The organism is Streptomyces sp. NPDC031100, assembly GCF_055570785.1.
Genome location: NZ_JBVIGN010000028.1, coordinates 22,365 through 34,083, shown reverse-complemented (window position 1 = coordinate 34,083; position 11,719 = coordinate 22,365). Strand labels below are relative to the sequence as shown.

General features: G+C 70.8%; 8 protein-coding genes. 3 read left to right on the top strand and 5 right to left on the bottom strand.

Annotated elements, in window-relative coordinates; translation table 11 throughout:
• Positions 1–188: 188 nt before the first annotated feature.
• Positions 189–1,691 carry an LCP family protein gene (locus ACZ5DS_RS42330; RefSeq protein WP_468249782.1) on the bottom strand — a complete coding sequence of 501 codons (1,503 nt, stop codon included), beginning with the start codon at positions 1,689–1,691 and terminating at the stop codon, positions 189–191.
• A 127-nt stretch (positions 1,692–1,818) separates the two neighbouring features.
• Between ACZ5DS_RS42330 and ACZ5DS_RS42325 the strand changes: the two genes are divergently transcribed.
• Entirely contained in the window at positions 1,819–2,847 is a 1,029-nt protein-coding gene (locus ACZ5DS_RS42325) for a glycosyltransferase family 2 protein (RefSeq protein WP_468249780.1), read from the top strand.
• Between the two features lie 52 nt (positions 2,848–2,899).
• Here the strand turns inward: ACZ5DS_RS42325 and ACZ5DS_RS42320 are convergent, their stop codons facing one another.
• The 4 genes from ACZ5DS_RS42320 to ACZ5DS_RS42305 form a co-directional block, all read right to left on the bottom strand.
• The gene (locus ACZ5DS_RS42320) at positions 2,900–4,492 is read right to left on the bottom strand and encodes an LCP family protein (protein WP_468249786.1); all 1,593 of its coding nucleotides are present in this window, start codon (positions 4,490–4,492) and stop codon (positions 2,900–2,902) included.
• Positions 4,493–4,620: 128 nt separating this feature from the next.
• Positions 4,621–6,390: an LCP family protein gene (locus ACZ5DS_RS42315; RefSeq protein ID WP_468249779.1), complete on the bottom strand. Its 1,770-nt coding sequence runs from the start codon at positions 6,388–6,390 to the stop codon at positions 4,621–4,623.
• A gap of 232 nt (positions 6,391–6,622) precedes the next feature.
• Positions 6,623–7,825, bottom strand: coding sequence for an LCP family protein (locus tag ACZ5DS_RS42310; protein ID WP_468249776.1), 1,203 nt, complete (start codon positions 7,823–7,825; stop codon positions 6,623–6,625).
• Positions 7,826–7,935: 110 nt separating this feature from the next.
• Positions 7,936–8,691, bottom strand: coding sequence for a TIGR03089 family protein (locus tag ACZ5DS_RS42305; protein ID WP_468249774.1), 756 nt, complete (start codon positions 8,689–8,691; stop codon positions 7,936–7,938).
• A 129-nt stretch (positions 8,692–8,820) separates the two neighbouring features.
• On the opposite strand from ACZ5DS_RS42305, the gene ACZ5DS_RS42300 reads away from it, so the two are divergent.
• Together ACZ5DS_RS42300 and manB are read left to right on the top strand one after the other, a co-directional pair.
• On the top strand, positions 8,821–10,218 hold the full coding sequence (locus ACZ5DS_RS42300; protein WP_468249772.1) for a peptidoglycan recognition protein family protein: 1,398 nt from the start codon (positions 8,821–8,823) through the stop codon (positions 10,216–10,218).
• 117 nt (positions 10,219–10,335) lie between these two features.
• Positions 10,336–11,418 (top strand): mannose-1-phosphate guanylyltransferase, encoded by a 1,083-nt coding sequence (gene manB / locus ACZ5DS_RS42295; RefSeq protein ID WP_468249771.1) that lies wholly within the window; start codon positions 10,336–10,338, stop codon positions 11,416–11,418.
• Positions 11,419–11,719: the final 301 nt, after the last annotated feature.

The window sequence follows — 11,719 nt, the reverse complement described above, 5'->3', positions numbered from 1 at the left end:
GCCGGAGACGCGGGGTCTGGCACGCCCATCTGCCGCGTTGTCGTCGGTCCCCGACGCTCCGCGTCGACTCCCTCCTCCGCCTTGCAGCTGGACGCACCAGACCCCGCTGACCTGCGTCGATGAGGCACCGTTGCCTGGAGCCAGCCTGATCCGCCGGACAGGCCCTGGCAGCCCTCGGCCGTGCAGCGCTAGACCCCCTCGGTTCCTGAACAGATCACCTCGTTGCCGCGCAGTACGTTCTGCTCCGGTCTGGCCGGGTCCTCGACCTTCACCTGGTGCACCGCCTTGAAGTCGGCCCCGGCGGTCACCTTCAGCATCTGGCCCATGCCCGGTACCGCGCGCACTTCGCTGCCGGGCAGGGCCGCGGCCAGGGTGCGCGCGGAGCGGTCCCAGCGGGGGTCGTAGGAGATCACCGTGCGCGTCACGTCGTGGACGGCCGCGGTGGTCGGCTGACGGGTGGTGGCGAAGCCGGCCGCCACGAGCGCCGCGTCGATCCGCTTGGCGAGCCCGGCCGTGCCGGTGCCGTTCTCCACCTGGACCCGGATCTGGCGCGGGTCGACCTCGACGGGCGTGGGCAGCGGTCCGCGGTGCGGGCGGTCCACGGCGAGCGGCTTGTCCTCGCGCAGGGCCGAGAAGAGCCGGCCGGACGCCGCCGGGTCCCACTTCAGGGTCGAGCCGATGCCCTTGACGGGGAAGTTCATCTGCCCGATGGGCACGGTGATGAACTCGGAGGAGGACGGGGAGAAGTTCCGCATCGCCCGGCCGAGGTCGAGCAGCTCGTCGGTGCCGAAGCCCTCGTCCGCCCGCACCGAGCCGAGCACCGCCCGCGTCACGTCCCTGAACCGCATCGGGTTGAGCAGCACCCCGGAGGAGGTGGCCTGGTCGATCAGCGCGGCCAGGAACCGCTGCTGCCGCTTCATCCGCCCCAGGTCGCTCCCCGCGTCGACGTGCCGGGCCCGTACGTACTGCAGCGCCTGCCCGCCGCCCAGGGTGTGGGTGCCGGGGGCGAGGTCGAGACCGGTGTACGAGTCCTTCAGCGGTGTCGCCGTACAGACCCGGACCCCGCCGAGCACGTCTACGGTCTTCATGAAGCTGGTGAAGTCGACCTCCAGATAGTGGTCGATCTTCACATGGGTCATGTTCTCGACCGTGCTGATGGTCAGCTGGGGGCCGCCCTCGGCGTAGGCCGCGTTCAGCTTGACGGGGTGCGCGGCGTGCCGCAGCCCGGTGGCGGCGTCGACACGCTCGGGCACCTCGGCGTAGGAGTCGCGCGGCAGGCTGACCACGCTCGCCCGCTCCCGGTCGTCCGAGATGTGCACGATCATCATCGTGTCCGTGCAGTGGCAGGGCGCCCCGCCCAGCCGGTACGCGCGCCGCTGCTGCTCGCTGAGCTTGTCGCGGCCGTCGGTGCCGACCAGCAGGACGTTCATGCCGTGCCCCGCGCGGGGCCGGTTCTTCATGTCCTTGAAGGCGTCCACCCGGGCGATGCCGGCGTCCAGGCTGGTGACGACCGCGTGGCCGATCCCGGCAGAGGCGAGTACCACCACGGACAGTGTGGTGACCGCCCGCATGGCCCAGCGCGGCCGCCTGGGGCGCGGGGGTTGCACGGCCCGTTGGGGCTGCCGTGGCACACGGGCGGGCGGCTGAGGTCGGCGCTGCGGCCGGGCGGGGGACCTCGGCGGGCTTGGCAACGGACACCTCCGGACTGCGGCCGTACGCGGGATTTGTGAGCACCGTAGGCCGATACGATCTCCAGCCCGCGTTCACGCCCCGGCGGCGCGCACCGGTGTCCCCCATTCGCGGTAACGTGAGGCCCCTATGAACGCCAAGCCCCACGTGCAGCTCCCCGCCGTTTCTGTGATCATGCCGGTCCTCAACGAGGAGCGGCATCTGCGCGGGGCCGTCCAAGCGATCCTCGCGCAGGAGTACGCCGGCGAGATGGAGGTCGTGATCGCCCTCGGTCCGTCCACGGACCGCACGGACGAGATCGCCGCCGAGCTGGTCGCCGAAGACCCCCGCGTGCACACCGTCCCGAACCCGACCGGTCGCACGCCGGCCGCCCTGAACGCCGCGATCAAGGCCTCCCGGCACCCGGTCGTCGTGCGCGTCGACGGCCACGGCATGCTCTCGCCGAACTACATCGCGACCGCCGTGCGGCTCCTGGAGGAGACCGGCGCGCAGAACGTCGGCGGCATCATGCACGCCGAGGGCGAGAACGACTGGGAGCACGCGGTCGCCGCCGCCATGACCTCGAAGATCGGCGTCGGCAACGCGGCCTTCCACACGGGCGGCCAGGCGGGCGCCGCCGAGACGGTCTACCTCGGTGTCTTCCGCCGCGAGGCGCTGGAGCAGCAGGGCGGCTACAACGAGGAGTTCATCCGCGCCCAGGACTGGGAGCTGAACTTCCGCATCCGCGAGGCGGGTGGCCTGATCTGGTTCTCGCCGGAGCTGAAGGTGTCGTACCGGCCGCGGCCGAGCGTGAAGGCGCTCGCCAAGCAGTACAAGGACTACGGCCGCTGGCGCCATGTCGTCGCCCGCTACCACGAGGGCTCCATCAACCTGCGCTACCTCGCCCCGCCGACGGCGGTGTGCGCGATCGCGGCGGGCCTCGTGGTGGGCGCGGCCCTCACGCCGTGGGGCCTGGTGATCCCGGGCGGCTATCTGGCCGCGATCGTGGCGGGTTCGGTGCCCGCGGGCAAGGGGTTGCCGCTGAAGGCCCGGCTGCAGATCCCGGTGGCCCTGGCGACCATGCACATGTCGTGGGGCTGGGGCTTTCTGACCAGCCCCAGGTCCCTGGCGAAGCGGGTGATCGCCTCGCGGCGGCCGGCGGTGCTCGAAGCCCGCTGAGTTCGTGCACAACAGGGCCCCTCCTCGGCGAGGAAGGGCCCTGTTGTCGCGCTCACCACTGATAGGGCTTGTACACGTCCATGCACTTGGAGCTGTCCGAGCCGTTGAGGGCGTCGGAGTCGCTCGGCAGGTCGCCGGCCTTCGGGGCGGACTGCTTCGGGTACGCGGTGCCCGTGCGCCAGTCCGCGCCCACGACGAGGGTGACCCCTGACACGTCGGTCGACTTCTTCACCTGGCTCATCGGGATCCCCAGCGCCTTGGCGACGGCCTGCGCGTCCCCCTCCAGCTCGGCGCTCGGGTAGCGCACGACGGTCTCGTCCGCGGACACCGCTGCCGAGGTGTCGGCCGAGGCCCTGCCGTACCCCTTCTGTACGAGCGCCTGGCCGATCGTCCGGGCGCGGCCCTGGACCGCGGCCTCGGTGGAGGACCCGGTGGCGTTCTGCACCAGTACCCCGAGCCGGGCCGCGTCGACCGAAGGAGCCTTCGTCGGCTCGGACTTGCTCGCCGCCTTCCTGGCCCCCGACGGCTTGCCGTTCTTGTCGAAGGGCACGTCGTCGCGGAGCATCTGCCAGATCCGGTCGGCGGCCTTGGACGGCACGACGTGCTCGCCGTTCTGCGGATCCTCGTCGTGGGGCATCGTCACCGACGTGATGCGGTTCGCCGGCACCGACTTCAGCTCCATGCCGAGGTCGTAGAGCTTCTTGACCGTGCCGATCTCCTCGGAGACCTTCAGGGACTTGGTGGCCGCCTCGGCCAGGTCCATCAGCCGGCCGGTGTCGGTGAACACGTTCTGCTGCTTCAGCGTGCGGATCATCGAGTTCAGGTACATGTGCTGGGCGCGGGCCCGCATCAGGTCACTGCCCCAGGCGTGCCGGGTGCGCAGCCACTGCAGCGCCTGCACGCCTTTGACCTTCTTCCGCCCGGCCGTCATCTTCAGCCCCGAGCCGCCGTGCTGCGCGGGCGTGGAGTGGTCCCACACGTTCTGGTTCACACAGACCTCGACCCCGCCGATGGCGTCGGCCATCTTCACCACGCCCGCGAAGTCGATCGTCATCCAGTGGTCGATGTAGACCCCGGTGAGGTTCTCCCAGGTGTCCAGCGTGCAGGCGGCACCGCCGCGGGCCAGCGAGGTGTTGATGATGGCGTTGGTCGCCGGGTAGACGCGCCCGGTTCCGGGGTCCTTGCACTCGGGGATGTCGACCCGGGTGTCCCGGGGGATGCTCACCATGGCGGCGCTCTGGCGGTCCGCGGAGAGGTGGATGAGCATCTGCACGTCGCCGAGCGGCGGGTTGCCCCGGCTGTCCTTGCTGCCGCCGAGCTTCACGTTCTCGTCGGAGTTACGGCTGTCGGAGCCGATCAGCAGGATGTTCAGCGGCGTCTGGCCGGCCGCGTTCGGCCGGGTCCGCTGCGCCTTGGAGTCGCCGTTGCTGCGCAGGCCCTTCTGGATGTTGCCGTTGAGGTGCTGGTAGTACAGGTAGCCGGCGCCCGCCGTGCCGAGTATCACCACGGACAGCACGGTCGCCGACCAGCGCAGCACGCGCCGCCGGCGCCCGCGTCGGCCGGTCTTCGGACGGCCGCCGCGGCTCCCGCCGCCGTGCCGTCCGGAACCCTCCGGCGCGTTGGCCGCCTGCGGCGTGAGCGCCATCGTGTCCTCGACCGCAGGAGGCTCCCCCCGTACACCGCTCTGCGACAACTCCTTGCCCTCCCCACCATGCGCCACGCAACGGGTCCGTCCCGCCCCGAGTTAGACGCACGACGGACCCGTTGGGTTACCTACGAGGCGCACTGAACCTTGTCTGCCGTGGACTTGTCGACGTCGGGCGCCTTCGTCGGAGCCGTGAGGGAGACGCCCGCACCCTTGAAGTCCTTGCCCAGGGTCAGGATCATCGCCGGCAGCCCCTGGGAGTTGGTCACGCTCTTGCCCGGCTTCAGCGCGGTGCCGGGCAGCCCCATCAGGGCGGCCAGTTCACGCGCCTGGGACGCCTGGTCGGGCGCGTACTCCAGGGTGGTCTTGCCCAGCTCCGCGGGCGCGTTGCCCGCGTTCTCGGACTTGAGCACGCCCTTGTCGGTCTGCAGCCACTGGAGGGTCTCCTGCGCGCTGCCGGCCTCGGCACCGCCGTTGAGGATGCGCACCCGCACCTCGGACGGCGCGGACCTGCTGCCCTTCAGGCGGGCTGCCGCCGCTTGCGACGCCGCGTTCTTGGCGGCCTTCTCCTTCTTCTTCACCTCGGTGAAGGAGACGTCGTTCTTGATGGCGTCGAAGACCGCGGGGGCCTTCGACTCGTTGAGGACGACCGTGGTCTTGACCTTCTCCGCCGGGTTGTCCACGACCGGCACCGTCGTGAAGGTCAGGTTCTTCGGATTGAGCTTGCCCAGCTCCAGACCCAGGTCCTTCAGCTTGCTGATGGTGTCCAGCTTGTCGTCGACGGTCAGCGCCTTGGTGCCCGCCTCCGCCAGGCTCAGCATCTTCGAGGGGTTGGTGAGGGTGGCGTTCCCCTTCAGCTTGCGCATCAGTGCACTCAGGAACTGCTGCTGCAGCGTGATCCGGCTCAGGTCACCGCCGAAGCCGACGGAATGCCGGGTGCGCACGAACGCGAGCGCCTGCTCGCCGGAGATGTTGTGCGTGCCCTTGGAGAGCTTGAGGTGCGAGTCCTTGTCGTTGATGTCCTTGCCCAGACAGACCTCGACACCTCCGACGGCCTCGGTCAGTGTCTTGACCGCGTTGAAGTCCGCCACCATGAAGTCGTCCGGCTTGATCCCGGTCAGCTCGGTCACCGCGCGCATGGTGCAGCTCGGTGTACGGCCGTCCTGCCCGAGGCTCGTGTTGAAGCGGACGCCGTTCGTGCCCGGAATGACCTTCTGGCTGCCGTCGGCCTGCTGCGTCGGACAGTCCGGGACGTCGACGATCAGGTCACGCGGGATGCTCAGCGCGGTGGCGTTGGACCGGTCCTTGGAGACGTGCAGCAGGATGTTGGTGTCGGCGTGCCCGACGCTGCCCGCGTCGCCGTAGCCCTCGTTGCCCTTGCCGGTGCGCTTGTCCGTGCCGATCAGCAGGATGTTGATGGCCTCGTCCTTACGGAAGCCACCGGTGCTCGCGCCGTCGTCGGGGACGGACGTGATGTTGTCGTTCAGGTGCTTTATGTAGAGGTATCCGGCGGCCGTCACGGCGACCAGCACGAAGGCCATGGACCCTCCGGTCCACAGCAGTATCTTCTTCGCCTTCGACTTCTTCTTCACCGGCCGCCGGCTGCGCCTCCCCGGCGGCGTCTCGGGCTCGGCCCCCCGGCGTCGGCGCTGCTGCGGCACGTCGGCGCCGCGCACCTGCCGCATCTCGCGCACCTCGCGCGTCTCCCGCGCCGCCGCGTCGCCGCGGCCGCGCGCCGCACCGCCGGGGTCGCGGGGCTTCGCTCTCCGCGGACCGGGGACCGACGACTGCGCTGCGGAAGGGCTCAGTCGCAGTTCGTATTCGCCGGTGTTCGGATTGAGTACCCACTGGTCTGCGGGGTCGATGTTGTCCGCCCGCCCACGGCCTTGCGCGTCCACGGTTGTCCGAATCCTCCGTCGGGGCCACGCGGCGCCTTCCCCCTCAAAGGCGCTCGGGTCTCGGTGAATCGGTGCGCGACCTCAGGGCTGACCTCGCGGCCGGGTGCACCGGGTCGCTCACACTATCCGCCCAGTTCAGCGTCAGGCGACGCCGGTGACAAATTCCACCTTCCTACAACTGGGCAATCCGCCTCATTTTTCTGGACAGAGGTTCGTCGCCTTGGTGCGCGCATTACTCGCAGGGGTGCTCGGCGGCCGTGTTTCCGCGGAACGTCGGGGCGGGGGAGGGGCCGTTCTCACGGACTCCTCGCGGGCTTTCGCCGGTAACTTCTGGTGAATTGCCGGGAACTTCCGGTGCAGCGTCCTGCCGCACCGCCACCGGCCGGTCGGTCCGTAGCCGCGCGAACAGCTTCTCGGCCTCCGGCTCCACGAGTTGGTCGCGATTTGCGTCGTAGACGTACGACTCCCGCGGCACCGTCAGGAACTGCACATGTTCGGTGGGGATGTTCCGCAGTCCGCGCACCAATTGGTACAAACCGCGCAGACTTGCCAGTTCCGGGTCCGTGGTGAGCGCGGAGGTGGCCGCGTCCAGCACCGGATAGAGCTTCACCGGGTTCAGCAGGACGTCGTTGCTCTGGACCTTGTCGACGAGCGCGCCGAGGAAGAGCTGCTGCCGCTCCATCCGCTCGGTGTCGCTGCCGTCGCCGAGCGACTTGCGGGCCCGTACGTACCCGAGCGCCTGCTCCCCGTCGAGCGTCACCCTGCCCGCCGGCAGCTTCAGCTTGGCCGCCTTGTCGTCGATCGGTTCCCTCAGGCACACCTGTACGCCATCGACGGCGTCGACCATCTCCTTGAACCCGCTGAAGTCGACCACCATGTGATGGTCGATCCGGATGTCCGTGAGCTTCTCGACGGTACGGATGGTGCAGGCCGAACCGCCGACCTGGAAGGCGTGGTTGAACATCGCGAACACCGGCTCGCTGCGGGTGCCGTCCGCCTTCAGGCAGCCGGGGATGTCCACCATCAGGTCCCGCGGCAGCGAGACGGCGGTGGCGCTGCGCCGGTCGGCGGCCAGGTGCAGCAGGATCGTGGTGTCCGACCGCTCGCTGCCCAGGTCCCGCCCGTACTGCTGGTTGCCGCCCCCGGCCCGGGTGTCCGACCCGATCAGCAGGATGTTCTGCGCGCCCCGCACCAGCGCGGTGGGCCGCTCCCGCTCGTACCGGGCGAGTTCCGCGGCGGCCGCCTCGTCGGGGGTGATGTTGGCACTGAGCTTGGCGTACAGGGCCCAGCCGGCCCCGGCGGCCGCCACGACGACCAGGCCCACCGTCAGCGCGGTCCCCCGCACCCACCGCCGCCGACGCCGCCGCACCGGCCCGTCCCCACTGGCCGAGGCGCCGACCCCGGCCCCGAAGGCCTTACCGCCGCTGTCGCTCACGTGCGGGCCCCCTCATGCCGTACGGGCGTCACGTCCTGCTCTTACGACGATGGCGGGGAGAGGGACCGAAGGCGCCCTGTACTACTCCATACGGGGGAAGGCGGCCGGGCTCAACGCCGAACCGCAGTCACCCTCTCGCTCTCGATCCGCTGGGCCAGTCCTTCCTCACCCAGTCGATCAAGATGCCGGCACAACACCACGGACCCCCCGACGGCCAACGGCGCATACAACCCCGCGCTGAGCCCTTCCCACGTGTCGTACGACAGCCCTGACAGCAACCGGGACCCCGGCCCCGTCAAGTCCAGCGACGGCGCGTCCGCCAGGGCCCGCTCGACCACCTCGCCCCCACTCAACTCGGCCCCGGCGGCAATCAGCGCCGGCTCCTCCGGGTCCACGGGAGCGAACGGCGCGAACCGGTCCCCCTGACCCGGCACCTCCACCGCATAATCGGCGAAGCCGTCCGGCGGCTGCGGGAAGCGCCCGCCCAACGGCCGCAGCGCGAGAGCGACCCGCTCCCCGCGGCACGCCCGCGCCGCCTCCAGGGAGTCCGGCCCGCTGACGACGACGTCGGCGGACGCCGGATCCCCGGCCACATCCGCCACCGCTCCCACCGACGCACACGCGAGCAGCCACACGGCCGTCTGCCAGTGCGCGGGCAGCAGCAGCGCGACCCGGTCGCCGGGCCCGGCGGACAGGTCGCCCTGAAGGAGATTCGCGGTCTTGGCCACCCAATTGGCGAAGGTGGCCACGGACAGTTCGACGCGTTCGCCCGTGGCGTCGTCGTAGAAGGTCACCAGGGGACGGCCGGGGTCCGCGGCGAGGGCGGAACTCAGCAGGTCGGCAGGGGTGCGATCGGTGGCAGTCACCCGGGCAAGAGTACGCCGGGGCGGGCCTGTGCACCGACTGCCGGAGCCACCGGTTCGGCGCAACGGTTTCCGACGGACCGTCAGTTTGCCTATGGATAAATTTGTCTGACTATGTCCATGATCATGGGCATGCATGGATTCCTCACTTCCTCCGTCGGTGCCACTTCGATCGGCGTCACGTGCGCGGCCGCCCTCGCCCTCGCGCTCCCGCTGACCCCGCCCGCGACCGCCGCGCCCGTGCGCGCGGAGCGGACGGCCGCCACGGGCCGGTTGAGCGAGGGCATCCCCGGCAGCACCCAGTCGCTGCCCCTCGTCCCCCTCACCCGCGCGCGCGTCCTCGATGCGGTCCCGGAACAGGGCCTGTACCGCACCGACGTACGGCACTTCTCGCTGGTCGGCGTGGTCTGGGACGACCCGGACACCGAGCTGGACGGCCGGGTCCAGGTCCGTACCCGGGCCGCCGCGTCCGGAACGTGGTCCGGCTGGCAGGACGTCGAGACGCACAACGGGGACCACGGCGCCGACCCGGGCGCGGCGGAACACTCCCCGGGCCGTGTGCGCGGGGGCACCGCGCCGCTGTGGGTGGGCGACTCGGACGGCGTGGACGTCCGGGTGCGCGCGAACTCCGTGCCCGGCCCGGTGGCCGGAGTCCGGGTCGACCGTTCCGGCGGCCCGCACTCGCTCCTGCCGTCCGGGCTGCGCCTGGAACTCGTGGACCCGGGGGACGAGGACCCGCCCCAGGGCTCGCCGGCGGAGGTGCCCCACACCGGGATCGGCACCCAGCCGAACCCGACGATCGCCGCCTACGGGGCCAACGCCGACCTCGTGCCCTTCGGCGCCCTGGAGATCCCGGAGCTGGACCAGTTGGCCACCGAGCAGGAACTGGCCCGTCTGGACACGGGCGTTCCGCGTGCGAAACCGCACATCGGGCGGCGCCCGCGGATCGTGACGCGCCGGGGCTGGGGCGCGGACGAGTCACTGCGCGAAGGCGGGTTCCTCTACATGAAGAAGGTCAAGGCGGCCTTCGTCCACCACACGTCCTCGGGCAACAAGTACGCCTGCTCCAAGGCCCCCTCCGTCATCCGCAGTATCTACCGCTACCACGTCAAGAGCATGGGCTGGCGGGACATCGGCTACAACTTCCTCGTCGACAAGTGCGGAACCCTCTACGAGGGCCGGGCCGGGGGCGTGACGAAGGCGGTCCAGGGTGCCCACACCCGCGGGTTCAACACCAACAGCATGGGCATCGCCGTGATCGGCAGTTACGGCTCCACCAAGCCGTCCAGTGCGGCGGTCAAGGCCATCGCCCGGCTCACCGCGTGGAAGCTCGGGCTCTTCGGCGCCAATCCGCGGGGACACACATATCTGACGTCGGGAGGTGGCAATCTCTACCCAAAGGGTAAGAAGGTACGACTGAACGTGATCTCCGGCCATCGGGACGGGTTCTCGACCGACTGCCCGGGCAAGCGGCTCTACGCCAAGCTCGGGACGGCCCGTTCCAGCGCGGCGAAGTACCAAGGGCGCTGAGGGCGGGATTTCGCGGGGACACCGCGTGGCTGTCGAGGGCGCCGTCGCACGGTCTGCATACACTGGCCGGCCGAAACGAGATGTTCGGCCGGTCCCGGCAGGAAGCAGAGACGACAGGTGACAGAAGCGATCCTCCTGGTCGGCGGCAAAGGCACCCGGCTGCGTCCGCTCACGGTGCACACGCCGAAGCCCATGGTCCGGGCGGCCGGGGTGCCGTTCCTCACGCACCAGTTGGCGCGCGCGAGAGCGGCGGGCGTGGAGCACATCGTCCTCGCGACGAGCTACCTCGCCGAGGTCTTCGAGCCCTACTTCGGCGACGGTGCCTCTCTCGGCCTGCACATCGAGTACGTCACCGAGGAGGAGCCTCTCGGCACGGGCGGCGCGATCCGCAACGTGGCCTCGCGCCTGCACTCCGGTCCCGACGACCCGGTACTGATCTTCAACGGCGACATTCTGACGGGCCTGGACATCCGGCGGCTCGTGGCCACCCACGAGTCGACGGGCGCGGACGTCTCCCTGCATCTCACCAAGGTGACCGACCCGCGCGCCTACGGCCTGGTCCCCACCGACGACACCGGCCGCGTGCTCGCCTTCCTGGAGAAGCCGCAGACACCGGAGGAGATCGTCACCGATCAGATCAACGCGGGGGCGTACGTCTTCCGCCGCTCGGTCATCGACACCATCCCGGCGGGCCGCCCGGTCTCGGTCGAACGCGAGACCTTCCCGGACCTCCTGTCCGCCGGGGCACACCTCCAGGGCATGGTCGACTCCACGTACTGGCTGGACCTCGGCACCCCCGCGGCCTTCGTCCGCGGCTCGGCGGACCTGGTCCTCGGCCGGGCCCCCTCGCCCGCGGTCCCCGGCCGCTGCGGCGACCGCCTGATCCTTCCCACGGCCACGGTGGCCCCGGACGCGAAACTGACGGGCGGCACGGTGGTCGGCGAGGGCGCGTTCGTCGCGGAGGGCGCGCGGGTCTTCGGCTCGACGATCCTGCCCGGCGCCGTCATCGAACCCGGCGCCGTCATCACCGACTCCCTCATCGGCACCCGGGCCCGCGTGGGCGAACGCTCCATCCTCACCGGCACGGTCATCGGCGACGGCGCGGTGGTCGGTCCCGACAACGAACTCAGGGACGGCGCACGGGTGTGGTGCGACGCCCGCATCCCAGCGGGCGCGCTCCGCTTCTCTTCCGACCAGTAAGGGCGCGGTCGGCAGGGGGCACCGCCACGGGGGCTGCGCCCCCGAACCCCCATGGGCCGCCTCTTGCCTGCGGGCGCGCGGGGGCTGATCGCGCAGTTCCCCGCGCCCCTTGGGGAGCTGCAGCGTCCGTACTCACATCGCACCGCCGCTGCGGGCAGTCGTGCCGCTGGGGCGGCGGCCACCCAGCAGCGGCTGCCGTACAACCCGCGTAGCTGCGGGCAGTCGTGCCGCTTGGGGCGGCACGGGTGGGCGATGGGGTCCCCCCGCTCGAGCGAAGCCGAGAGTGGGGGAGGCACCCCGC

Coding starts and splice junctions, on each gene's coding strand:
- ACZ5DS_RS42300 (WP_468249772.1), top strand. CDS start 8,821: ATGCATGGATTCCTCACTTCCTCCGTCGGTGCCACTTCGATCGGCGTC.
- ACZ5DS_RS42320 (WP_468249786.1), bottom strand. CDS start 4,492: ATGGCGCTCACGCCGCAGGCGGCCAACGCGCCGGAGGGTTCCGGACGG.
- ACZ5DS_RS42325 (WP_468249780.1), top strand. CDS start 1,819: ATGAACGCCAAGCCCCACGTGCAGCTCCCCGCCGTTTCTGTGATCATG.